A 24,551-nucleotide genomic window follows, 5' to 3' on the forward strand; every position below is an offset into this window, starting at 1 on the left:
GGGAAATGTCGGAATCTGTATTTGTGACTGTGCCAGAGCATGTTGCCATCATCATGGATGGCAATGGCCGTTGGGCCAAGCAGCGTGGCCTGCCGCGCACGATGGGCCATCGCAAGGGCGTCGAGGCGGTGCGCGAGACAGTCCGCGCCGCCGGTGCGGCCGGCATAAAATATCTGACCCTCTTTGCCTTCTCCTCGGAGAACTGGCGCCGGCCCGAAGCCGAGGTGTCCGATCTGCTCGGCCTGCTCAAGGCTTTCATCCGGCGCGACCTCGCCGAGCTCCATCGCCAGAACGTGCGGATCAAGGTGATCGGCGACCGCCACAGCCTGCGCAGCGATATTCTGAGCCTGTTGCTGGAGGCGGAGGAGACGACCAAGGACAACACGTCACTGACGCTCGTCATCGCCTTCAACTATGGTTCGCGCGACGAGATCGCCCGCGCCGTCGTCAGTCTCGCCCGCGACGTCGAGGCCGGCCGGCTGAGAGCGCAGGATATAACACCGGCGCTGATCAACGCCCGTCTTGACACGGCCGGCATTCCCGATCCGGATCTCATTATCCGCACCAGCGGCGAAGAGCGGCTTTCCAATTTCCTTCTCTGGCAGGCAGCCTATTCGGAATTCATCTTCCTTCCGGAATACTGGCCGGATTTCAGCCCCGAGATCTTCCGTTCGGCGCTCGAGACATTCGCCTCTCGCGACCGGCGCTTCGGGGGCTTGTCGTCGCAGGCGGCCGCGGTCGGCACCTGATGCAGCAGGAATTGAAGCTCCGTATCGTTTCAGGACTGATTCTCGCGGCCATCGTTCTTGCCGCCACCTGGTATGGCGGCCTTGCCTTCCGTATCCTGGCGGTCGTGATCGGCCTGCTGATCTATTATGAATGGTCGAAAATGACAGGCATCGCGCGGGATTGGGTCGCCAATGCCGTCGGCTGGATCGGCGAGGCGGCGATTGCCTTCCTGGTGCTTGTCGGCAATTTCGAATTCGCCGCCGGCATGCTGGCCGGCGTCACCGCCGTCGGCATCGCCCTGATCATCCTGCAGGGCACGAGCCGCTGGTTGCCAGTGGGCCTGTTTTATGCGGGCGCCACCGGCCTGGCGCTTGCCGCTATCAGAGGCGATGACCGGCTTGGCCTTTACGCCATGCTCTTCGTCTTTGCGGTCGTCTGGGCAACCGATATCCTTGCCTATTTCGTCGGCAGGGCGCTTGGCGGACCGAAGCTTGCCCCTTCGATCTCGCCCGGAAAGACCTGGTCGGGTGCAATCGGCGGCGCCATTTCGGCGGTCGCAGCCGGCGTCGTTCTCATCCATTTTCTCATTCCGGGCGCTGAAATCATCGCCGCCGGCGTGGCGTTCGTTCTCTCGGTTTGCAGCCAGTTGGGCGATCTTTTCGAATCGTTCATCAAGCGAAAATTCGGCGTCAAGGATTCGAGCCGTCTCATTCCGGGCCATGGCGGCGTCATGGACCGTGTCGACGGACTGATTTTCGCCTGTTTTTCGGCGTTCTTGCTTGCTGGGGGTTTTTCCCTGATAAAGGGGACCGGAATGACGTCGCTTGGCGCGGCATTGTTCGGGCTCTGACAACACGGCAGTCTGACGGAAAGGACTCATGGAAACGATGAGCGGCATATACGCATTTCTGATGGGGAACATCGTTACCTTCATCCTCGTGCTGTCACTGCTCGTCTTCGTGCATGAGATGGGCCATTACCTCGTCGGGCGCTGGAGCGGCATTCGCATCCTTGCCTTTTCCGTCGGTTTCGGTCCGGAGATCTTCGGATTCACCGACCGCCACGGAACGCGCTGGAAGATCTCGGTGATCCCGCTTGGCGGCTACGTCCGGTTCTTCGGCGACGAAGATGCATCGAGCAAGCCCGACACCGACAAGATCGCCGCCATGTCCGAGGAGGACAGAGCGCGCTCCTTTGCCGGCGCCAAGCTGTGGAAACGTGCTGCAACAGTCGCGGCTGGCCCGATCGCCAATTTTCTGCTGGCAATCGCCATCTTCACCATTCTTTTCTCGGTCTATGGCCGCACGATCGCCGATCCTGTCGTTGCCGAGGTCAAGCCCGACGGCGCAGCCGCTGCCGCCGGCATCCTTCCAGGCGATCTGCTGGTCGCCATCGACGGCGGCAAGGTCGAGACCTTCGACGACGTGCGCCGCTATGTCGGCATCCGCCCGAGCCAGAAGATCGTCGTGACGATCGAGCGCGCCGGCCAGAAACTCGATGTGCCGATGGTGCCGCAGCGCGTAGACCAGACCGACCAGTTCGGCAACAAGGTCGAACTCGGCCAGATCGGCATCGTCACCAGCCGGGAGGCCGGGAACTTCCGCCTGAAGACCTATACGCCGCTGCAGTCGCTGCGCGAGGCTGTGATCGAGACCCGCGACATTGTCACCGGCACCTTCAAATATATCGGCAACATCTTCAGCGGAACGATGCGCGCCGATCAGTTGGGCGGGCCGATCCGCGTGGCGCAAGCTTCGGGCCAGATGGCGTCGCTTGGAATAGGCGCAGTGTTGCAGCTGGCGGCGGTGCTTTCCGTGTCGATAGGATTGCTTAACCTGATGCCGGTTCCGGTACTTGATGGCGGCCACCTGATGTTCTATGCGGTGGAAGCGGTGAGGGGGAAACCGCTCGGCTCTTCGGCCCAAGAAATTGCATTTCGCATCGGCCTGGCGATGATACTGACATTGATGGTTTTCACGACCTGGAACGACATTGGCTCGTTGAGAGGGTAAACGAGCAAGGCGAGCTAATTACTATTTATTTACGATGTTTCAAGGCTGTAGTGGCGAATGGGTCACGCTTACAAATGAAGTAAACAGAAATTAACGACCTGCCTTGCTTGTATGTCAAAAGCGGGTAAAACGACACACGTGACCGGAATCGGGTTTTCCTGGGGCCGGGGACGAGGGAAACAAAGGTAATAGGTGAAATGAAGGCTGGTTCAAAGTTTTTGAACGCAGTATCGGCGGTTGCGCTGTCTGCTGGTGTTGTTGCTTCGGGCGCAGGTGCTGTGACGTTCGTTTCCGCTACGGCCGCTGAGGCCGCGGTCATCCAGCGCATCGATGTGCGCGGCGCAAGCCGTGTCGGCGCGGAAGCCGTCCGGTCAAACCTCACCATCGCTCCTGGAAAGAGTTTTTCGAACAGCGATATCGATGCCTCGGTCAAGCAGCTCTACGGGACGGGTTATTTCTCCGACGTGAAGATCTCGGTCTCCGGCAGCACGCTGGTCGTCAATGTTCAGGAAGCCCAGCTGGTCAATCAGGTCGTCTTCAACGGCAACCGCAAGATCAAGGACGACAAGCTCGCGACGATCGTCCAGACCCACGCTGCGGGCCCCTATAGCGACACCCAGATCCAGGCCGACATCCAGTCGATCAAGGAAGCTTATGCTGCCACCGGCCGCAGCGAGGTCGAAGTCACGACGCAGGTGGTGCCGCTCGGCGAAGGCCGCGTCAACCTTGCCTTCGTCATCAACGAGGGTGACCGCACCAAGATCGATTCGATCAACTTCGTCGGCAACAATGCCTACAGCGCCGGCCGCCTAGCTGCCGTCATCGCCACCAAGCGTTCGAACTTCCTGTCGTTCCTGACCCGCAAGGACGTCTACAACGAAGACAAGCTCCACGCCGACGAAGAAGCGCTGCGCCAGTTCTATTACAATCGCGGCTATGCCGACATGCGCATCGTCTCTTCCGATGCCACCTTCGACGACGCGACCAACAAATACACGCTCACCTTCAACATCGAGGAAGGCCAGCGCTACGACTTCGGACCGGTGACCGTCCAGTCGACCGTCGAAGGCGTCGGCTCAGAGCAGCTGCAGCCGCTGGTGCGCACCCGCGAAGGCCAAGTCTACAACGCCAAGGAAGTGCAGAAGTCGATCGAGGCGATCTCCGATCAGGTGGCGTCTGCGGGCTATCCCTTTGCACGCGTCACGCCGCGCGGCAACCGCGACCTCAACAACAACACGATCGGTGTCGAATATCTGGTCGACCAGGGCGAGCGCGCCTATGTCGAGCGCATCGAGATCCGCGGCAACAGCCGCACGCGCGACTACGTCATCCGCCGCGAATTCGACATGAGCGAAGGCGACGCCTTCAACCAGCAGATGATCACCAGGGCCAAGCGTCGCCTCGAAGCGCTCGGTTACTTCTCCTCGGTCAACATCTCCACCCAGCCGGGCAGTTCCGCGGACCGTGTCGTGGTGGTCGTCGACGTGCAGGATCAGTCGACCGGTTCGTTCGGTATCGGCGCGGGTTATGCCGCCGGCGGCGACGGTCTGCTGCTCGAAGCATCGATCGAGGAAAAGAACTTCCTCGGCCGCGGCCAGTACATCCGCATCTCGGCCGGCGGCGGCCAGGAAGGCTCGCGCGCCTACGGCGTCAGCTTCACCGAACCCTATTTCCTCGGCTACCGTCTGGCGGCAGGCTTCGACGTCAACCGCAGCGAAACGTCGAGCAACGACGACTACGACTACGAGGAAACCAGCGTCGTCCTGCGCGTCACGGCGCCGATCACCGAAGATCTGGCGACGACCTTCCGTTATAACTACAAGCAGATGAATTACGACGGGGATACCTCTGACCTGTCAGCGACCTACGCCAATCTGGTCGACGAGAGCCCGTGGACGAAGTCTTCCGTCTCGCAGACGCTGACCTACAACACGCTCGACGACACCGTCCTGCCGCGCGAAGGCATCTATGCAACGGCGACGCAGGAACTTGCCGGCCTCGGCGGCGACTCGCAGTTCTACAAGATCTACGGCAAGGCCCGTTATTATCATCTGCTTGCCGACGATGCCGATATCATCGGCTCGGTCTCGGCTTCGGCTGGTTATGTCGTCCCCTTGGGTGACCATCTGAACGTCTTCGACCAGTTCACCCTGACCAACAGCGATATTCGCGGTTTCGAGAACAAGGGTATCGGCCCGCGCATCACCGGGGACCACGATGACCCGCTCGGTGGCACGACCTATTTCACGGCGTCTGCGGAAGCGACCTTCCCAATGCCGGGCTTCCCGCGTGACTTCAATCTGCGAGGCGCAGTCTTTGCCGATGCCGGCACGCTGTTTGGCAATGATGTCGAGCTTCTCGGGTCCGATCAGGCCGAGGGCACCAGCGCTTCGCTGCGCGCTTCCGTCGGTGTCGGCGTCGTCTGGCAGTCTCCCTTCGGTGCATTGCGTCTGGATTACGCGATCCCGGTCCTCAAGGAAGACTTCGACAAGACGCAGAACTTCAAGTTTGGCATCAACAACCAATTCTGATATCGGCAGTCCGGAACTGTAAGACTCAATTCCGTTCTGGAGCATTGCCGATGGAGCAAAACGTTTTCTTTCTGCCCCATGAAGGTCTGAAGCTCGCTGAGCTGGCAGAGTTTCTTGGGGCGGAACTTGTCAATTCCGACTATGCCGATGTTATCGTCAGGTCTGTTGCCCCCATCAGCCGGGCACGGGCAGGCGATGTCTGTTATATCCTGTCGCGCCGCAGCCGCGATGAGCTGGCGACATGCGAAGCCTCGGCGGTGATCTGCGACAAGGCGCTCGCCGATCTCGTACCCCCACACATCCCGGTCATCCTGTCGTCCAATCCGCATGCGGCTTTCGCGATGGCGGGCGGCCTGTTCTATCCCGCGGCATTGCGCCCGGTCGTCTTTTCCGGTGAAAGCGAGATCGCGCCAAGCGCGGTGATCGATCCGAGCGCCAAGCTTGAAAAGGGCGTGATCGTCGAGCCGATGGCCGTTATCGGGGCGCATGCCGAGATCGGCGAAGGGACGCGCATCGGCGCGCACAGCATCATCGGCCCGAATGTCAAGATTGGCCGGGATTGTTCGATTGCGGCCGGCGCGAGCATCCTCTGCGCGCTGCTCGGCAATGGCGTCATCATCCACAACGGCGCCCGCATCGGCCAGGATGGTTTCGGTTATGCGCCGGGTCCGCGCGGCATGATCAAGATCGTCCAGATCGGCCGGGTGATCATCCAGGATAATGTCGAGATCGGCGCCAACACCACGATCGACCGAGGCGCCATGGACGATACGGTGATCGGCGAAGGCACCAAGATCGACAACCAGGTACAGATCGGCCACAACGTTCAGATCGGCCGCCATTGTGCCATCGTCGCGCAGGTCGGCATCGCCGGCAGCGCGAAGATCGGCAATGGCGTGCAGATCGGCGGCCAGGTCGGCATTAAGGGGCATGTGACGATCGGCGACGGCGTGCAGATCGCCGCCAAAAGCGGTATCATGACCGATCTTGCCGCCGGCGGACAATATGGTGGCACACCTGCGCGCCCGCTGAATGACTATCTGAGAGATGTCGCGCAACAGATGTCCAAGACGAAGCTGCGCGGGAAGAAACCTGGAGGCGAGCAAAATGACTGAGGAAGCCACGACAACGCTTTCTTCGGCTGACATCATCGAGATCATGAAACTGCTGCCGCATCGCTACCCGTTTCTCATGGTCGACAAGATCATCGAGATCGACGGCGACAACACGGCGATCGGCATCAAGAACGTCACGGTGAACGAACCGCATTTCACCGGTCATTTTCCGGAATCTCCGATCATGCCCGGCGTTCTCTTGATTGAGGGCATGGCACAGACCGCGGGTGCGATCTGTGCCAAGAAGGATGGCCAGCCAGGCAACCTCGTCTATTTCATGACCATCGAGAATGCGCGCTTCCGCAAGCCCGTCGTCCCCGGCGATCGTGTTGAATTCCATGTCAGGAAGCACAAGCAGCGCGGCAATATCTGGAAATTCCATTGCGATGCCAAGGTTGACGGCGCGCTTGTCGCCGAAGCCGATATCGGCGCGATGATCGTTCGTAAGGATCAGGCATGAGCACTATCGCCGAAAGCGCCCGCATTCATCCGATGGCTGTCGTCGAAGACGGCGCGACCATCGGTGAGGGCGTCAGGATCGGTCCCTTCTGCCATGTCGGGCCGCACGTCGTCCTGCATGCGAATGTCGAGCTTTTGTCGCATGCGGTCGTCACCGGCCGCACCGTGATCGGCAAGGGCACGCGTATCTTCCCGATGGCGGTCGTCGGCGGCGATCCGCAGAGCGTGCATCACGGCGGCGAGGAGACGACGCTCGCGGTCGGCGCCAACTGCACGATCCGCGAAGGCGTGACCATGAACACCGGCACGGCCGATTTCGGCGGCCAGACGATCATCGGCGACAACAACCTCTTCCTTGCCAATTCCCATGTCGCGCACGACTGCAGGGTCGGCAATCACGTGATCATGTCGAACAACGTCATGCTCGCCGGCCATGTCGTCATCGAAGATCGCGTCATCCTGGGCGGCGGCTCGGCCGTTCACCAGTTCACCCGCGTCGGCCGGCATGCCTTCGTCGGCGGGCTCTCGGCAGTGAGCTACGACGTCATTCCCTACGGCATGCTGAACGGCAATCCCGGGCTGCTGAGCGGCCTCAACGTCGTCGGCATGACGCGCGCCGGCGTTGACCGCGCCGTCATTCACAGGGTGCGCCGCGCCTACAAGTCGATCTTCGAAGGAACAGGCTCCGTCCGCGAAAACGCCGCCGCCATCCGCGAAGAATATGCCGATTGCGAGCAGGCGGTCCACATCCTCGATTTCATCGCCGCCGACAGCGACCGCGCCTTGTCCTCGCCGACCCGGGGGCAGAAGGGCTAGTCCGTGACTTTTTCCGGCGACATCGCTGCGGGCCGGCTGGCGATCATCGCCGGCGGCGGCTTTCTGCCTTCCTATGTCGCCGAAGCTGCGCGCGCGGCGGGCGAAAACCCCGTCATCGTCGCGCTGAAGGACGAAAGCGACCGGCGTTGGGAAGGGTATGACCATGCCGTCATCGGCATTGGCGATTTTGCAGCTCTCGAGAGCCTCTTGAACCGCTACGGCATCGGCCGTGTCGTCATGTCCGGCAGCGTGCGGCGCCGGCCGGAATGGCGCGAGGTGCGGCCGACGCTGCGCACTCTCATGAAGATGCCGGCCGCGATCCGCACCTTGCTGTCCGGCGGCGACGATACGGTGCTGCAGATGGTGATCCGGCTGATCGAGGGAAACGGCCGGCGTGTCGTCGGTGCCCATGAGATCGCCCCCGACCTTCTTGCCGCCGTCGGCCCGCTCGGCACGGCGATACCGGGCGAAGAAGACCGGCGCGATATCAACCGCGCGGCGGAAGCCGCCGAAATGCTCGGCCGGCTCGATGTCGGGCAGGGCGCCGTCGCCATCGGCGGGCGTATCGTCGCGCTGGAGGGTCTTGAGGGCACGGACGAGATGCTGGAGCGTGTCGCGGGTCTTAGAGCCGCAGGACGTATCTCGCCGCGCCGCCGCGGCGCGCTGGTCAAGCTCTGCAAGCCGCAGCAGGATATTCGCGCCGACTTGCCGGCGATCGGCGTTTCCACGGTCCTGAACGCGAGGAAAGCCGGCCTTGCCGGCGTCGCCGTCGAGGCCGGCCGCTCGCTGGTGCTCGATCGCGCCGCCGTCATCAAAGCCGCCGATGAGGCCGGGCTTTTCGTCTGCGGCATCGATCGCGGCCTGCCGGCATGGGGGCTCGAATGAACGGGGCGCCGCTGAAGATCGCCGTCATTGCCGGCGAGGTGTCAGGTGATCTGCTTGGTGCCGATCTTATCGCCGCCCTGAAGCGGATTCATAGCGGACCGGTGGAACTCGTCGGCGTCGGCGGCGAGGGGCTCCAGGCCGAAGGCTTGAAATCCCTGTTCGATTTCTCCGACCTGTCGATCATGGGCATCACCCAGGTGCTGAGCCGGCTGCCGAAACTCTATACCCTGATCCGCCAGACGACGGCTGCGATCATCGCCGCAAGGCCTGATATTCTTCTCATCATCGACAGCCCGGATTTCACCCATCGCGTCGCCAAGCGTGTCCGCACCGCGCTGCCCGATCTGCCTGTTGTCAATTACGTCTGTCCGAGCGTCTGGGCCTGGAAGGAATATCGCGCCACGCGCATGCTCGCCTATGTCGATCATGTGCTCGCCGTCCTGCCCTTCGAGCCGGCAACAATGCGCGAACTCGGCGGGCCTGAGACCACCTATGTCGGCCATCGTCTGATCGCCGATCCGGCGCTGCTCGAAGCGCGGCGGCTGCGCGCCGGGCGCGCACCTGTCGGGCAAGCGGGCAAGGCGATCCTGATGCTTCCGGGGTCAAGATCCTCCGAAATCGCCAAGCTCCTGCCGTTCTTCGAGGACGCGGCCAAGGAACTCGTCGCCCGCAACGGCCCGATTCGGTTCCTGCTGCCGACCGTGCCGCACAACGAAGCGCTGGTGAAGGGGCTCGTCGCCGGCTGGGCCACGCCGCCGGAGGTGGCGGTCGGGCCGGCGCAGAAATGGAAGGCCTTTGCCGAAGCGGATGCGGCGATGGCAGCCTCCGGCACGGTGATCCTCGAACTCGCTCTTGCCGGCGTGCCGACGGTATCCGTCTACAAGACGGATTGGATCATCCGCCTGCTCGCCCCGCGCATTAAGGTGTGGACGGGCGCATTGCCCAATATCATCGCCGATTATGCCATTGTGCCGGAATATCTGAACGAGATCGTCCGCGGCGCCAGCCTGGCGCGCTGGATGGAGCGGCTGTCGGCCGACACGTTCGAACTGAAGGCGATGAACGAGGGTTACGATCTCGTCTGGCAACGCATGCAGACCGAAACGCCGCCCGGCGAGCACGCCGCCGAGATCCTTCTCGACGTCTTGAAAAAGAAAAAACCCGGTCATTTCTGACCGGGTTTTCTTTTGGGTTCTTTTAAAAAGCGATCAGCGCTTCGAAACCGGGATGTAATCGCGCTTCGGTTCGCCGACATAGAGCTGGCGCGGACGGCCGATGCGCTGTTCCGGGTCCTCGATCATCTCGTTCCACTGCGCGATCCAGCCGACGGTGCGGGCGAGCGCGAAGAGCACGGTGAACATGGTCGTGGGGAAGCCCAGCGCCTTCAGCGTGATGCCAGAATAGAAGTCGATGTTCGGATAGAGCTTCTTCTCGATGAAATATTCGTCGGTGAGCGCGATGCGCTCCAGCTCCATCGCCACTTCGAGCAACGGATCGTCCTTGATGCCGAGTTCGCCGAGCACTTCATGCGTCGTCTTCTGCATGATCTTGGCGCGCGGATCGTAGTTCTTGTAGACGCGGTGACCGAAGCCCATCAGGCGGAACGGATCGTTCTTGTCCTTGGCGCGGGCGACATATTCCGGAATGCGGTCGACCGTGCCGATTTCGTTCAGCATGTTGAGCGCTGCTTCGTTGGCGCCGCCGTGAGCAGGCCCCCAGAGGCAGGCAATGCCGGCGGCGATGCAGGCGAACGGGTTGGCGCCCGACGAACCGGCGAGACGGACGGTCGAGGTCGAGGCGTTCTGCTCGTGATCGGCATGCAGGATGAAGATGCGGTCCATGGCGCGGGCAAGCACCGGATTGACTACATATTCCTCGCAAGGCACGGCAAAGCACATGCGCAGGAAGTTCGAGGCATAGTCGAGGTCGTTCTTCGGATAAACGAAGGGCTGGCCGATATGGTATTTGTAGGCCATGGCGGCAAGCGTCGGCATCTTGGCGATCATGCGCAGGCTGGCGACCATGCGCTGGTGCGGATCGGTGATGTCGGTGGAGTCGTGATAGAAGGCCGACAGCGCGCCGACGCAGCCGCACATAACGGCCATCGGATGCGCATCGCGGCGGAAGCCGGTGAAGAAGCGGCTCATCTGCTCGTGCACCATGGTGTGGTGCGTGACGCGGTAATCGAAATCCTTCTTCTGCACGGTGGTCGGCAGTTCGCCGTAAAGCAGGAGGTAGCAGACTTCAAGGAAGTCGCCGTGCTCGGCGAGCTGCTCGATCGGATAGCCGCGATGCAGCAGGACACCTTCGTCGCCGTCGATGTAGGTGATTTTCGATTCACAGGATGCGGTCGAGGTAAAACCCGGATCGTAGGTGAAGGAAGCCGTGTTCTTGTAGAGGGCACCGATATCGATGACGCTCGGGCCGATCGTGCCGCTTTTGACAGCAAGGTCGACAGACTTGTCACCGATTTTTATTGTAGCGCTTTGATCCGTCATGCTGATCCTCCGAAATGGCGGTGGCGCCATAAAAGCGCCATAGGGGTTAAGCGTCCTCACCGATAGCTATATGATCGCGAAGCTAATGCCAAGTTACCGTGATGGCATTTTGTGCATTGCGGTATCACCTTTTAGGCACTGCAGCGATGAGCCGCACGCATATCGGAAGCCGATGATTCGACTGGTCTTTTGGCCCTCGCGATTTTCCCTCATATTTCAATCGATTATTCTTGCCGGATTTGATTGGAGGTTGCATTCTGGCCGCCTTCGCAGCCGGGCTTGGGCGGTTCATGCAGGAGTTGACGACAGTCGAATTGCGGCCGGAAGCAGGCGAGGGCCTTGCCGACTCCTCCAGTTTTTCACCACCTGTCGTGGTGACGCGACCGACACGGACGCAGTCGGCGACACCATTGCGCCACCGGCTGCCGGCCGCAGTCTCGCAATTGCTGCGTGCCGGCATGCGCATGCTGGGCGAGGAGGCGGACCATGGCCGCCTGCTGCTGTTCTCGCCGGTCTTCCTCGGTGCCGGGTCAGCCGTCTGGTTTCTCGCGGCATCGGATTTTCCTCTCATTGCATCGCTGCTCTGCCTGTTGGCGCTGACCGTGGCGGTTCTCATTGCCAGCCGCAGCCGGGCCGCGGTGCGGGCAACGCTGCTGGCGCTTTCGCTCGTAGCCTGCGGCATGGTCACGGCGCAGTTCGAGAGCCGGCGGGCTTCCACCGTGATCCTCGATTCCGCCGTGACGACGACGGTGACCGGCCGCGTCGAGCGGCGCGAAGGCGACGGTCGCGGGCGGTGGCGCTACATTCTTGCCGTCACCGGCACTGAGGCGCCCCAGGTGAAGCGGCCGCCGGAACGTATCACCGCGATCGCCCGCGGCGCGGACGCGGCCTTCGAGATCGGCGATATCATCACCGGCAGGGCGCGGCTGACGCCGCCGGCGGGCCCAGCGCTTCCCGAGCTCAACGACTTCTCCTTCAGTGCCTATTTCGACGGCATCGGCGCCAACGGTTTCTTCTACGGTGCACCGACGAAGGTCGATGCGCAGGCAGGTCCCCAGGCTGCAAGATCGACAGCGGAAGCGCTGCTCGAAGGTCTCTACCGGCTGCGCAGCGGCATTGGCGACCGCATAAGGTCGATCCTGCCCGGCGACACCGGTGCTTTTGCCGCTGCTCTGGTGACGGACGAGCGGCGCGCCATTTCGGATGCGACGACGGAGGCGCTGCGCCAGTCCGGTCTGGCTCATATCATCGCCATCTCCGGTCTCAACATGGCGCTGTCGGCCGGCATCTTCTTCGTCGGTTTCCGGATGCTGCTCAGCCTCTTTCCCGGCATCGCTGAGGCCTACCCGACGAAGAAGATCGCTGCCGCCGGCGCGCTCATCGCCGTCACCGCCTATTTCCTGATCTCGGGCTTTGCGGTCTCTGCAGAACGCGCCTTCATCATGATGGCCATCATGTTGATTGCGGTCTTCTTCGACCGGCCGTCGATCAGCCTGCGCAATGTCGCGCTCTCAGCGCTCGTCATCATCGTCATTTCGCCGTCCGAGGTTTTGGGTCCGAGCTTCCAGATGTCCTTTGCCGCGACATTGGCGCTGGTCTCGGGCTATCAGCTGTGGAAGGACCGGCGCGTCCGCGAAAACGCCTTTCTGAAGCTGCCGATCATCCAGCCGTTCGTTACGGTTGCCGGTTTCTTCGGCGGCGTCTTCCTGACCTCGCTGATCGGCGGTTTTTCAACCGCGCTGTTTTCGATCGAGCATTTTCATCGCCTGACCGCCTACGGCCTGCCGGCAAACCTCGCGACAATGCCGATCATCTCCTTCATCATCATGCCGGCAGGTCTGCTGGCGATGCTGCTCATGCCTTTCGGTCTGGATGTTTGGGCTTGGAAGATCGTCGGATTCGGCCTCGATCTGGTGATCGCGGTCGCAAAGACGGTGTCCGGCTGGGGTGGCAATATCGACGTCGGCCGCTTGCCCGCCTGGTATTTCGCCGTCGCCGTGGCAGGCTTTCTGCTGCTGACGCTGCTCCGCACCCGGTTGCGCCATGTCGGCACAGCGATCATCGCGGTCGCAACACTCATCCTGCTGCTTCTGCCGGTTCCCCGGCCGCCCGATCTGGTGATTTCGGAGGATGGCAGTCTCGTCGCGGTCGTCGCGGCGGCGGCAATGGCTTCCAACCGTGAAAGACCGCCGGACTTCATCTTCGACCAGTGGCAGAGAGCGCTGGTCCTGCCGGGGCATGATCCGCCGAAGATGCTGGATGGTTCTGCTATCCCGCCTGAGGGAGAAGACCGCCGCGTCAGGCTATCCCGCGATCAGCAGAATGAAGCGAGGACCGCAATGCGAGCCGCCGCAGCGGGCGGTGAAGCAGGCCGCTTTTCCTGCGTCAAGAAGGCCTGGTGCACATCAAGGCTTGGCAATGGTCAAGTGGTAACCGTCATCGACAATGCCGCCTATCTCGGCCCGGCATGCGACGCGGCCGATATCATCGTGACGTCGGTCCGCCTGCGCTTCAACAACTGCCGCTCAGGTGCAACGCTCTTCACCGGCGAGACGCTGCGCAGGACCGGATCCGTCGAGTTGCGCTTCACGGACGCCGGCCCGGAGGTGGCAACCGCCTTCGATTCATTGTCGCGGCCATGGATGCGCCATCGCGCCTATGACTGGCGCAGCAACAGTTTTACCGAATCCGGCCTCGCCAATGTCAGTGATAGCGGCGAATGAGACCGACGAGTTTGCCCTGAACCTTGACACGGTCCGGCCCGAAAATCCGGGTCTCGTAGGCCGGGTTGGCCGCTTCCAGTGCGATCGAGGCGCCCTTGCGGCGGAAGCGTTTGAGTGTCGCTTCTTCGTCGTCGACCAGAGCAACGACGATGTCGCCAGGACTTGCGGTGCTGCCGTTGCGGATGATCACGGTGTCGCCGTCGAAGATGCCGGCGTCGATCATCGAATCGCCCTTGACCTCGAGCGCATAATGTTCACCGGAGCCGAGCATGTCGGCCGGAACGACGATGTCGTGGGTATTGTTCTGGATCGCCGAGATCGGCACACCGGCAGCGATTCGGCCCATGACCGGCACCGAGACCGAGTTGCCGTTGTCGGCGACGGGTTTTGCGGGAGCAGGAGTGGCGACCGGCTGCGGCTTGCCGAGGCTGCCCTCGATGACGCTCGGCGAAAAGCCGCGCCGGGGCTGAATGCTGGGGCTGTAGGCCTCCGGAAGCTTGATGACCTCGATCGCGCGGGCGCGGTTCGGTAGGCGGCGAATGAAGCCTCGCTCCTCAAGCGCCGTAATCAAGCGATGAATCCCGGACTTGGAGGCGAGGTCCAGGGCATCCTTCATTTCGTCGAAAGATGGCGGAACGCCGGATTCCTTCATGCGCTCATGAATGAAAAGGAGAAGCTCCTGTTGTTTGCGCGTGAGCATCGACGTTGTGACCTCGTGATTGAAACAAATCCAGAACATACACTATATGTTCCATATGTGTTCCGCAAGTAGCTAAATTTCCGTAAAACTTGGTGCCAACTCGTTGAGATTTTTATTTTCATTCGCCGGATTGGGACACATCTCTTGCATTGAGGGGCGCGCCGTCGCACATCTCTTGCCGTTTTCCAGGAGGGATATCATGAACGAGCATTCCGCCAAACCGCACCCGCTGGATCATGCCGTGTTGCCGGTCGTCAATATCGATCTGGCGCGCGAGAGGCTCGGCAAGCTCGGCTTCACCGTTGCCGCCGATGCGCGCCATCCCTTCGGAACGGAGAATGCTTGCGTCTTCTTCGCCGACAAGACCTATCTGGAGCCGCTCGGGATTGCGAACGTCGAGGAGAGCAACGCATCTGCGCGCCAAGGCAATGTCTTCACTGCCCGCAACCAGGCCTTCCGTTTCCGCTGTGGCGAGGAGGGGCTCTCGGGGCTGGCTTTCGGCAGCAAGGATGCCGGCATCGATCATCAGGATTTCGTCGGCAACGGATCGAGCGCCGGCGAGATGCTGCAGTTCACCCGGCCGATGACGATGCCGGACGGTTCCGAGACGATTGCCGGCTTTAAGCTGGCTTTCGCCGGCGACCTGCGCGCGCCTGATCTCCTGTTTTTCACCGTCGAGCGCGTCAATCCGCTACCGGCCGACCGCGCCGCGCTGGAGACGCATGCCAATGGCGTCACCGGCATAGTTGAGATCGCGCTTTGCACGCCAGAGCCGGCCGCCTTCACTGCCTTCGTCAGCCTTGCCGTGGCGCAATCGGCAGTCGAGAAAACCGGTTTCGGCGTCGATATCGCGGCATCGAATGCGAAAATCAGCCTGATGACGCCGGAAGGGCTGGAGGCCTATTTCGACATCGCCGGCTCATCCGCAGATCGCGGCCTGCGCGGCCGTGCAATCCTCTTCGCTGTCGCCGATCTTGCCGTGACAGAAGCGCATTTGGCTGCTAACGGGGTGACATATACGCGCAAGAACAATCGCATTCTGGTGAAGCCCGCGCCCGGGCAGGGCACGCTCTTCGCCTTCGAGGAAACACGATGAGCACTGATACGAATTCCGAAGTCAGGATCGGCGAAGGCCAAGGCCAGGTCACTTTCTCCAATACCGGCCGCCTGTCGCTGATTGCCGGTCCCTGCCAGATGGAGAGCCGCGACCACGCCTTCATGGTTGCCGGCACGCTGAAAGAGCTTTGCGGAAAGCTCGGCATCGGCCTCGTCTACAAGAGCTCATTCGACAAGGCGAACCGCACCTCGCTGTCGGCTGAACGCGGTATCGGGATCGAAAAGGGCATGGAGGTCTTTGCCGACCTCAAGAAGGAATTCGGCTTTCCCGTCCTGACCGACGTTCATACCGCCGAGCAATGCGGGGAGGTGGCAAAGATCGTCGACGTCCTGCAGATCCCAGCCTTCCTTTGCCGCCAGACCGACCTTCTTATTGCCGCCGCCAAGACCGGCCGCGTCGTCAATGTCAAGAAAGGCCAATTCCTCGCCCCCTGGGATATGAAGAACGTCCTGAAGAAGCTCAACGCCAGCGGCAATCCGAACGTGCTGCTGTGCGAGCGCGGCGCCTCGTTCGGCTACAATACGCTGGTCTCCGACATGCGTTCGCTGCCGATCATGGCGGCGATGGGCGCACCGGTTATCTTCGATGCGACCCATTCCGTGGCGCAGCCGGGCGGGCAGGGCGAATCCTCCGGCGGTCAGCGGGAATTCGTGGAAACGCTGGCGCGGGCCGCAGTGGCTGCCGGTATTGCCGGTGTCTTCGTCGAAACCCATCAGGACCCCGATAACGCACCTTCCGACGGCCCGAACATGGTCTATCTCAAGGACATGCCGCGGCTGCTTGAAAAGCTGCTCGCCTTCGATGCGGTCGCCAAGGCTTGACGTTCAACAGCCTGACATGATCGTGCTATAGGCATGTCGCGCAAAAGTGTGCAGCGGTTTTGCGACAACGACATGCGGAAAGCCAAAGACCTAAAGCGTGGCAAGCGAATCTGAAAGATCGCGACGCGCTTTAGGCGAGATCCGAACACGGTTCGAAGGCTGGAAACTGCAGCATTGTAATTTGCACGCCTTCGACTAAGACAGGTTTCGAACCGACTTATCACCCACCGAGCAGGAAGAACCCATGACTGCAATCACCGATATCATCGCCCGCGAGATTCTCGATAGCCGTGGCAACCCCACCGTCGAAGTCGATGTCTATCTCGAAGATGGCAGCATGGGCCGCGCGGCCGTTCCCTCAGGCGCCTCGACGGGCGCGCATGAGGCGGTCGAACTGCGTGACGGCGGCAAGCGCTATCTGGGCAAGGGCGTCGAAAAGGCGGTCGAAGCCGCCAACACCGAGATCTTCGACGCGATCGGCGGCATCGACGCCGAAAACCAGATCCAGATCGACAACATCATGATCGAGCTGGACGGCACGCCGAACAAGTCTCGTCTTGGCGCCAACGCCATCCTCGGAGTGTCGCTCGCCGTCGCCAAGGCTGCTGCCCAGGCGTCCGGCCTGCCGCTTTACCGTTATGTCGGCGGCGCTTCCGCCAGCCTGCTGCCGGTGCCGATGATGAACATCATCAATGGTGGCGCCCATGCCGATAACCCGATCGATTTTCAGGAATTCATGATCCTGCCGGTCGGCGCCGATTCGATCGCCGAAGCCGTGCGCATGGGTTCGGAAGTCTTCCATACGCTACGCAAGGAACTTGCGAGCCAGGGCCACAACACCAACGTCGGCGACGAAGGCGGTTTCGCACCGGGCCTGAAGAGCGCGCCTGAGGCCCTCGACTTCATCATGAAGTCGATCGAGAAAGCCGGCTACAAGCCGGGCGACGACATGTGCCTCGGCCTCGACTGCGCCTCGACGGAATTCTTCAAGGACGGCAAATACGTTCTCGAAGGTGAAGGCCGCACGCTGGAATCGGGCGCCATGGCTGAATATCTGGCCGAGCTCGCCGCCAACTATCCGATCATCTCGATCGAGGACGGCATGGCCGAAGATGACTGGGACGGCTGGAAGACGCTGACCGACCTGGCCGGCAAGAAGACCCAGCTCGTCGGCGACGACCTCTTCGTCACCAACTCCGCCCGTCTTCGCGACGGCATCCGCATGGGCGTCGCCAACTCGATCCTCGTGAAGGTCAACCAGATCGGCACGCTGACGGAAACGCTCGATGCCGTCAACACGGCGCACAAGGCGGCCTATACCGCCGTCATGTCCCACCGCTCCGGCGAGACCGAAGATTCGACCATCGCCGATCTCGCGGTCGCCACCAACTGCGGCCAGATCAAGACTGGCTCGCTGTCGCGCTCCGACCGTCTTGCCAAGTACAACCAGCTGATCCGCATCGAAGAAGGCCTCGGCCCCCAGGCCCAGTATGCCGGCCGCTCGATCATTCGCGGCTGATCGGATCTGATCTTCAACGGCTCGACCCGCGCCTTCCCGGCGCGGGTTTTTTCTTGCCCGCTTTTTAGAGTCAACGAACGGTTAATCTCTGCGCGCTAGATTGAATGAATCGGTAATGCGTTCAAGAGCATGCGTGTATGTGGACAAAGCATCATAAGAAGAGAAAGATCGGTCGCTTCGTCATTCCGGCCATGACGGTCGCCTTCCTCTCCTATTTCGGTTATCATTGCATTCATGGCGATTACGGCCTGCGCGCAACGGAGACGTTCGAGCGTCAGCGTGTCGCCCGTGAAAAAGAGCTTGCGGTCTTGAAGGCGAAGCGCGAACATCTGGAAAACCAGGTCGCGCTCTTGAGTGACGGCTCGCTCGACAAGGATATGTTGGACGAAAAAGCGCGTTATCAGCTCAACATGTCGCGCGCCGACGAGATCGTCGTATTCAGCCACTATTCTAATTAACCGAAAACAGGTTAATTGGAATTTTCAATGCTTTTCCAATAATTTAGCACCGAATACGAGCCATGCAATTATGGCATTGCTGTGGTCATATTTCTTCCCTATGGTACGCGCCATCAAGAAACGACAAACCCATAGGGAGGGTTGAATGGCGCCGCGAAAGACCGCGACCGTTTCCAGCCGCAAAACTGCAGCAAAACCGGCAGCCAGAGCATCGAATGGAGGCCCGGTAGCCGACTTCGATCGCAATGAAGAGCTCAAGGCTTATCGCGAGATGCTGTTGATCCGCCGCTTCGAGGAGAAGGCCGGTCAGCTTTACGGCATGGGCTTCATCGGCGGCTTTTGCCACCTCTACATCGGTCAGGAAGCTGTCGTCGTCGGCATGCAGATGGCGCAGAAGGAAGGCGACCAGGTCATCACCGCTTATCGCGACCACGGCCATATGCTGGCAACCGGCATGGAAGCGCGCGGCGTCATGGCGGAACTGACCGGGCGTCGCAGCGGCTATTCCCATGGCAAGGGCGGCTCGATGCACATGTTCTCGAAAGAGAAGCATTTCTACGGCGGTCACGGCATCGTCGGTGCCCAGGTCTCGCTCGGAACGGGTCTTGCCTTTGCAAACCGCTACCGCGGCAATGACAATGTCTCCATCGCCTATTTCGGCGACGGCGCTGCCAACCAGGGCCAGGTCTACGAGAGCTTTAACATGGCGGCTCTCTGGAAGCTGCCGATCGTCTATATCGTCGAGAACAACCGTTACGCCATGGGCACCTCGACCGCCCGCGCCACCGCGCAGTCGAACTATTCGCTTCGCGGATCCGGCTTCGGCATCCCCGGCATTCAGGTCGATGGCATGGACGTCCGCGCCGTCAAGGCCGCAGCCGACGAGGCGCTCGAACATTGCCGTTCCGGCAAGGGCCCGATCATTCTCGAAATGCTGACCTATCGGTATCGCGGTCACTCCATGTCCGACCCGGCGAAGTATCGCTCCAAGGACGAAGTGCAGAAGATGCGCTCCGAGCATGACCCGATCGAACAGGTGAAGGCACGCCTCGTCGAAAAGGGCTGGGCTTCCGAAGACGATCTGAAGGCGATCGACAAGGATGTTCGCGACATCGTCGCCGACAGCGCCGACTTCGCCCAGGCCGATCCGGAGCCGGATGCATCCGAGCTCTATACCGACATTCTGCTGTAATCGGGGAGGGAACCCATGCCTATCGATATCCTCATGCCCGCCCTCTCTCCGACGATGGAAGAAGGCACGCTGTCCAAATGGCTGAAGCAGGAAGGTGACAAGGTCACCTCTGGCGACGTCATCGCCGAAATCGAAACCGACAAGGCGACGATGGAAGTCGAAGCCGTCGACGAAGGCGTCATCGGCAAGCTTCTGGTTCCTGCCGGAACCGAAGGCGTCAAGGTGAACGCCAAGATCGCCGTTCTCCTGCAGGACGGTGAATCCGCATCCGACATGTCTGCGTCCGCTCCGGCAGCAGCGCCGGCTGCTGCACCGCAGGCCGCGCTGGAGGAAAAGCCGGCTGCCGCAACTCCGGCATCCGCACCTGTTCCGGCCGAGCCGAAAGCTCAGGTGCAGAACGATCCGGAAATCCCGGCCGGCACCGAAATGGTGTCGACGACCGTGCGCGAAGCGCTCCGCGACGCCATGGCCGAGGAAATGCGCGCCGACGAAAACGTCTTCGTCATGGGCGAAGAAGTCGCCGAATACCAGGGCGCCTACAAGGTCACGCAGGGGCTGCTGCAGGAATTCGGCGCCCGCCGCGTCGTCGATACGCCGATCACCGAGCATGGCTTTGCCGGCGTCGGCGTCGGTGCAGCCATGGCCGGCCTTCGCCCGATCGTCGAATTCATGACCTTCAACTTCGCCATGCAGGCGATCGACCAGATCATCAACTCTGCCGCCAAGACGCTTTATATGTCCGGCGGCCAGATGGGTGCTCCGATCGTCTTCCGCGGCCCGAATGGTGCAGCGGCCCGCGTCGGCGCCCAGCACAGCCAGGATTATGCAGCCTGGTACAGCGCCATTCCCGGTCTGAAGGTCGTCATGCCCTACACGGCATCCGACGCCAAGGGTCTGCTGAAGGCGGCGATCCGCGATCCGAACCCGGTCATCTTCCTGGAAAACGAAATTCTCTACGGCCAGCACTTCGATGTGCCGAAGCTCGACAATTTCGTCCTGCCGATCGGCAAGGCCCGCATCCATCGTCCGGGCAAGGACGTCACCGTCGTCTCCTTCGGCATCGGCATGAGTTATGCGACCAAGGCTGTCGCCGAACTCGAAAAGATCGGCATCGACGTCGAACTGATCGACCTTCGCACCATCCGCCCGATGGACCTGCCGACTGTCATCGAATCGGTGAAGAAGACCGGCCGTCTGGTCACCGTCGAGGAAGGTTATCCGCAGTCCTCCGTCGGCACCGAAATCGCCACCCGCGTCATGCAGCAGGCCTTCGACTATCTCGACGCGCCGATCCTGACGATCGCAGGCAAGGACGTTCCGATGCCTTACGCCGCCAATCTCGAAAAGCTCGCCCTTCCGAACGTCGGCGAAGTGGTCGATGCGGTGAAGGCTGTTTGCTACAAATAAGGGGCGTGCGATGGCCATCATGAAAGATGTCAGGCGCATTGCCTGGTCGATCTACTGGAAGTCGACTTTATTTGGTGTCGTAGTCGGTTTTGTCGCTGGCGCAGCTTTCGGATTCGTATTCGGATTTATTGGTGGGGTCGCCGGCGTGCCGTGGGACACGTTGAGTCCATTCCTTCAATGGGGTGGCGCCGTTGCCGGTCTGATTGCGGGATTTTGGGTCTTCAATTTTATTTTGGCACGAACAATTGGAAAGTCGATTGGTGGGCGGCAGCTTGAACTCGCCGATGCCACTTCGCTCAGGGAGGGTCACTAATGCCGATCAATATCACGATGCCCGCCCTCTCTCCGACCATGGAGGAAGGCAACCTTTCCAAATGGCTGGTCAAGGAAGGCGACAAGGTCAAGTCCGGCGATGTGATCGCCGAGATCGAGACCGACAAGGCGACGATGGAAGTCGAAGCCGTCGATGAAGGCACGGTCGCCAAGCTCGTCGTTGCCGCTGGCACCGAAGGCGTCAAGGTCAATGCGCTGATCGCGGTTCTCGCTGCCGATGGCGAGGATGTTTCCGCTGCCGCAAGCGGTGCGGCTTCCGCCGCTCCGGCACCGAAGGCAGACGGTGCGGCCGCGCCGAAGGCCGAGGCTGCACCGGCTCCGGCCCAGTCCGCTCCGGCTGCAGCACCAGCACCCGCCGCTGTACCCGCATCGGTTTCGGCTGATGGCAACCGCACCTTCTCTTCGCCGCTTGCCCGCCGTCTGGCCAAGGAAGCCGGTATCGACCTTTCGGCTGTCGCCGGCTCCGGCCCGCACGGTCGCGTCGTCAAGAGCGACATCGAGGCCGCCGTTGCCGGTGGTGGCGCCAAGGCTGCCGCTGCGCCTGCACCCGCTGCCACCCCGCAGGCTGCCGCGCCGGCGCCGGCCGCTGCTGCACCGAAGGGCGCTTCCGAGGAGGCCGTGCTCAAGCTCTTCGAACCGGGCTCCTACGAACTCGTGCCGCATGACGGCATGCGCAAGACGATTGCCAAGCGCCTGGTCGAATCCAAGCAGACGATCCCGCATTTCTACGTCAGCGTCGATTGCGAGCTCGATGCGCTGCTGGCGCTGCGCGCCCAGCTCAACGATGCGGCCCCGCGCAAGGATGGTGGCGCTCCGGCCTACAAGCTCTCGGTCAACGACATGGTCATCAAGGCCATGGCGCTGTCGCTGCGCGACGTTCCGGATGCCAACGTCTCCTGGACCGACAACAACATGGTCAAGCACAAGCATGCCGATGTCGGCGTCGCGGTCTCGATCCCCGGCGGCCTGATTACCCCGATCATCCGCAAGGCCGAGCAAAAGACGCTGTCGGTGATCTCCAACGAGATGCGCGATCTCGGCAAGCGGGCCAAGGACCGCAAGTTGAAGCCCGAGGAATATCAGGGCGGCACCAGCTCGGTCTCGAACATGGGCATGATGGGCGTCAGGGTGTTTTCAGCCGTCATCAACCCGCCGCATGCGACGATCCTCGCGGTCGGCGCCGGCGAACAGCGGGTTGTCGTCAAGAAGGGCGAAATGGCGATTGCCACCGTGATGTCCGTCACGCTCTCGACCGACCATCGCTGCGTCGATGGCGCGCTCGGCGCCGAACTGCTCCAGGCCTTCAAGGGCTACATCGAAAACCCGATGGGCATGCTTGTCTGATGAGCGGCGTCTCCGCAGTGACCGAATTGTTGAAAGCGCTGGCCGAGTTTTCTTGGCCAGCGGCTGTCGCTTTGATCCTGTGGTGGTTTCATGCTCCGCTCCGGGGAATTTTGGATGCTCTGAAAGCTCAGATATGGCGCGGTGCTTCGGTAAAATATGGCGAGATTGAATTGCATGGTATTCAGCTCGACAATTTTCCCTTAGCAGCCGGCTCCGTTTACGAGAAGGTCGGCGCGGACGATCAGCTACTTTCTGCTCGTCATGAAGTTTATAGGCTCCAAAAGAACGTTTTTCTTGTTCATCGAGCAGTGAAGACGCAAGAGGTACATAAGGGGACTGGCAAGGCTTCGTATGATATCTCGGTCTACCTGATCGCTCATAAGAGCTACGGTGCTTTGAATGACGTTCAGCGGGTTGAGTATTATTTTGGAAAATACTTCGATCGGAAAACCTATAGTAATGGTGCGAAGTATATAGTGAAGAACTCGAAAAACGGGTTTGCTGTTAGGACCACAGCATATGGTCCCACGCTTTGTGAAGCGCGATTGTATTTCCACGATGGTAGCTCGGCAATGGTCAACCGATATCTGGATTTTGAGGGATCCGGATATGAATTTGATCCAAATGTAAACGCGTTTGATCAGGGGTAGAAATGACCAAGACCGTTCTTTGCTATGGCGACTCGCTGACCTGGGGTTATGACGCTGAGACGATCGGCCGTCATGATTACAAGAATCGCTGGCCGAGCGTGCTTCAGGCAGCGCTCGGCGGTGACGCGCGTGTCATCGCCGAAGGCCTGAACGGTCGCACCACCGCTTTCGACGACCATCTCGCCGATTGCGACCGCAACGGTGCGCGCATCCTGCCGACGATCCTGCAGACGCATGCGCCGCTCGACCTCGTTGTCCTTCTACTTGGCACCAATGACATGAAGCCGGTCGTGGCGGGCTCGGCCTTTGCCGCATGCCAGGGCATCAGCCGGCTCGTGCGGCTGATCCGCAATCATGCCTGGCCCTTCGAATTCGATGGGCCGGAGATTCTGATCGTGGCGCCGCCGGCGATCCGCGCGACGGGCAATGTGCCCTTCGCCGCGTCGTTTCCCGGCGGCATCGAGGAATCGGCAAAACTCGCAACGCTTTATCGTGATCTTGCCGACGAACTCGGTTGCGGCTTCTTCGACGGCAATTCCGTCGCCAAGACCACACCGATCGACGGCATTCACCTCGATGCGGAGAATACGCGTGCGCTCGGACGCGGGCTGGAATCGATCGTGCGGATGATGCTGGGGATCTGAGTATGACCTCCTTCATCGCCCTCCGGCAGGCCTCACGGCGGGATGCCTCGGAGCTGGCGATCCTGGCGGATATCGCATCGCGCGGTTTTGCCTCCTGGCTTTGGTTTGCCGGTGTGGAAAACGGCGTGAGCGACACGCCGCTGGAGCTGGGCCGGCTGAAGATGGGCGAGGAGGAAGCTGTCGGCAGTTGGCGGGATGCCGTCATTGCCGAGGCCTATGGCGAGGTCGCTGGTGTGGCGATCGGCCATGCGCTGGATGAGGGGATAGGTGATATCGAGGCGATGATTCCGGCGACCGCACCGATACTTGCCTTGCAGAAGACGGTGGTCGGAAGCTGGTTCATCGGCAGTCTCGGCGTCTATCGCCACCTGCGCGGCATCGGCATCGGACGCAGGCTGCTGGACGATCAGATCGAAAGGGCCGATCGCCGCCCGGTCAGTCTCATTACCGCAAGTGATAACGAAGCGGCTTTGTCGCTTTATGGAAGAAACGGATTCCTGGAGGCTGCGCGCGCCGATGCCGTGCCGCTCTTCGAAAACAGCAAGAGACATGCGTGGGTGCTCATGACCCGCAGCGCAGCGTAACAAAGGCAGGAAAC

General features: G+C 61.2%; 23 protein-coding genes. 21 read left to right on the plus strand and 2 right to left on the minus strand.

The features are described from left to right. The first annotated feature begins 5 nt into the window (after window positions 1–5). From GFM02_RS14775 to lpxB, 9 genes are all read left to right on the plus strand, one after another. On the plus strand, window positions 6–749 hold the full coding sequence (locus GFM02_RS14775) for an isoprenyl transferase (RefSeq protein ID WP_020049776.1): 744 nt from the start codon (window positions 6–8) through the stop codon (window positions 747–749). Beyond that, a complete protein-coding gene (locus GFM02_RS14780; protein ID WP_168270865.1) occupies window positions 749–1,579 on the plus strand; it encodes a phosphatidate cytidylyltransferase in 831 nt (276 codons plus the stop codon). The genes GFM02_RS14775 and GFM02_RS14780 overlap by 1 nt, the downstream gene beginning before the upstream one ends. Before the next feature lie 28 nt (window positions 1,580–1,607). Continuing rightward, window positions 1,608–2,741, plus strand: coding sequence for an RIP metalloprotease RseP (rseP, locus tag GFM02_RS14785; RefSeq protein ID WP_003539293.1), 1,134 nt, complete (start codon window positions 1,608–1,610; stop codon window positions 2,739–2,741). A 197-nt stretch (window positions 2,742–2,938) separates the two neighbouring features. Further along, a complete protein-coding gene (bamA, locus tag GFM02_RS14790) occupies window positions 2,939–5,272 on the plus strand; it encodes an outer membrane protein assembly factor BamA (protein ID WP_020049778.1) in 2,334 nt (777 codons plus the stop codon). A 50-nt stretch (window positions 5,273–5,322) separates the two neighbouring features. Further along, entirely contained in the window at window positions 5,323–6,387 is a 1,065-nt protein-coding gene (gene lpxD / locus GFM02_RS14795; RefSeq protein WP_168270867.1) for a UDP-3-O-(3-hydroxymyristoyl)glucosamine N-acyltransferase, read from the plus strand. Next, the gene (gene fabZ / locus GFM02_RS14800; RefSeq protein WP_003539296.1) at window positions 6,380–6,847 is read left to right on the plus strand and encodes a 3-hydroxyacyl-ACP dehydratase FabZ; all 468 of its coding nucleotides are present in this window, start codon (window positions 6,380–6,382) and stop codon (window positions 6,845–6,847) included. Before lpxD ends, fabZ begins: the two co-directional genes overlap by 8 nt. After that, window positions 6,844–7,662: an acyl-ACP--UDP-N-acetylglucosamine O-acyltransferase gene (gene lpxA / locus GFM02_RS14805; RefSeq protein WP_168322008.1), complete on the plus strand. Its 819-nt coding sequence runs from the start codon at window positions 6,844–6,846 to the stop codon at window positions 7,660–7,662. Before fabZ ends, lpxA begins: the two co-directional genes overlap by 4 nt. Before the next feature lie 3 nt (window positions 7,663–7,665). Then, complete coding sequence (locus tag GFM02_RS14810; protein ID WP_168322009.1) at window positions 7,666–8,547, plus strand: UDP-2,3-diacylglucosamine diphosphatase LpxI domain-containing protein; 882 nt, start codon at window positions 7,666–7,668, stop codon at window positions 8,545–8,547. Then, on the plus strand, window positions 8,544–9,722 hold the full coding sequence (gene lpxB / locus GFM02_RS14815; RefSeq protein WP_168322010.1) for a lipid-A-disaccharide synthase: 1,179 nt from the start codon (window positions 8,544–8,546) through the stop codon (window positions 9,720–9,722). Before GFM02_RS14810 ends, lpxB begins: the two co-directional genes overlap by 4 nt. Before the next feature lie 33 nt (window positions 9,723–9,755). Here the strand turns inward: lpxB and gltA are convergent, their stop codons facing one another. After that, entirely contained in the window at window positions 9,756–11,045 is a 1,290-nt protein-coding gene (gltA, locus tag GFM02_RS14820) for a citrate synthase (RefSeq protein WP_003539304.1), read from the minus strand. A gap of 290 nt (window positions 11,046–11,335) precedes the next feature. On the opposite strand from gltA, the gene GFM02_RS14825 reads away from it, so the two are divergent. Then, a complete protein-coding gene (locus GFM02_RS14825) occupies window positions 11,336–13,768 on the plus strand; it encodes a ComEC/Rec2 family competence protein (RefSeq protein ID WP_168322011.1) in 2,433 nt (810 codons plus the stop codon). Here the strand turns inward: GFM02_RS14825 and lexA are convergent. Next, a complete protein-coding gene (gene lexA / locus GFM02_RS14830) occupies window positions 13,749–14,468 on the minus strand; it encodes a transcriptional repressor LexA (RefSeq protein WP_017960289.1) in 720 nt (239 codons plus the stop codon). The two genes, GFM02_RS14825 and lexA, sit on opposite strands and share 20 nt — an antisense overlap. 199 nt (window positions 14,469–14,667) lie before the next feature. Here lexA and GFM02_RS14835 point away from each other — a divergent pair, with 199 nt between their 5' ends. From GFM02_RS14835 to GFM02_RS14885, 11 genes are all read left to right on the plus strand, one after another. Next, complete coding sequence (locus GFM02_RS14835) at window positions 14,668–15,564, plus strand: VOC family protein (RefSeq protein ID WP_168322012.1); 897 nt, start codon at window positions 14,668–14,670, stop codon at window positions 15,562–15,564. Next, window positions 15,561–16,406, plus strand: coding sequence for a 3-deoxy-8-phosphooctulonate synthase (gene kdsA / locus GFM02_RS14840; protein ID WP_168265230.1), 846 nt, complete (start codon window positions 15,561–15,563; stop codon window positions 16,404–16,406). The genes GFM02_RS14835 and kdsA overlap by 4 nt, the downstream gene beginning before the upstream one ends. Window positions 16,407–16,650: 244 nt before the next feature. Next, entirely contained in the window at window positions 16,651–17,925 is a 1,275-nt protein-coding gene (gene eno / locus GFM02_RS14845; RefSeq protein WP_163876657.1) for a phosphopyruvate hydratase, read from the plus strand. 137 nt (window positions 17,926–18,062) lie between these two features. Next, complete coding sequence (locus GFM02_RS14850) at window positions 18,063–18,383, plus strand: FtsB family cell division protein (protein ID WP_168322013.1); 321 nt, start codon at window positions 18,063–18,065, stop codon at window positions 18,381–18,383. A gap of 145 nt (window positions 18,384–18,528) precedes the next feature. Next, a complete protein-coding gene (gene pdhA / locus GFM02_RS14855; protein ID WP_168322014.1) occupies window positions 18,529–19,575 on the plus strand; it encodes a pyruvate dehydrogenase (acetyl-transferring) E1 component subunit alpha in 1,047 nt (348 codons plus the stop codon). A 15-nt stretch (window positions 19,576–19,590) separates the two neighbouring features. Continuing rightward, the gene (locus tag GFM02_RS14860; protein ID WP_168322015.1) at window positions 19,591–20,982 is read left to right on the plus strand and encodes a pyruvate dehydrogenase complex E1 component subunit beta; all 1,392 of its coding nucleotides are present in this window, start codon (window positions 19,591–19,593) and stop codon (window positions 20,980–20,982) included. A gap of 10 nt (window positions 20,983–20,992) precedes the next feature. Beyond that, window positions 20,993–21,295 carry a hypothetical protein gene (locus GFM02_RS14865; protein ID WP_131663949.1) on the plus strand — a complete coding sequence of 101 codons (303 nt, stop codon included), beginning with the start codon at window positions 20,993–20,995 and terminating at the stop codon, window positions 21,293–21,295. Then, the gene (locus tag GFM02_RS14870) at window positions 21,295–22,659 is read left to right on the plus strand and encodes a pyruvate dehydrogenase complex dihydrolipoamide acetyltransferase (protein WP_168322016.1); all 1,365 of its coding nucleotides are present in this window, start codon (window positions 21,295–21,297) and stop codon (window positions 22,657–22,659) included. The genes GFM02_RS14865 and GFM02_RS14870 overlap by 1 nt, the downstream gene beginning before the upstream one ends. Further along, window positions 22,659–23,309, plus strand: coding sequence for a pYEATS domain-containing protein (locus GFM02_RS14875; RefSeq protein WP_168322017.1), 651 nt, complete (start codon window positions 22,659–22,661; stop codon window positions 23,307–23,309). Before GFM02_RS14870 ends, GFM02_RS14875 begins: the two co-directional genes overlap by 1 nt. A 2-nt stretch (window positions 23,310–23,311) precedes the next feature. After that, window positions 23,312–23,953, plus strand: a complete 642-nt coding sequence (locus tag GFM02_RS14880) for an SGNH/GDSL hydrolase family protein (RefSeq protein ID WP_020049793.1) — start codon at window positions 23,312–23,314, stop codon at window positions 23,951–23,953. A gap of 2 nt (window positions 23,954–23,955) precedes the next feature. After that, window positions 23,956–24,537 carry a GNAT family N-acetyltransferase gene (locus GFM02_RS14885; protein ID WP_168322018.1) on the plus strand — a complete coding sequence of 194 codons (582 nt, stop codon included), beginning with the start codon at window positions 23,956–23,958 and terminating at the stop codon, window positions 24,535–24,537. The last annotated feature ends 14 nt before the right edge of the window (window positions 24,538–24,551 follow it).

Source organism: Rhizobium leguminosarum bv. viciae, from assembly GCF_012276115.1.
Classification (GTDB): Bacteria; Pseudomonadota; Alphaproteobacteria; order Rhizobiales; family Rhizobiaceae; genus Rhizobium; species Rhizobium leguminosarum_T.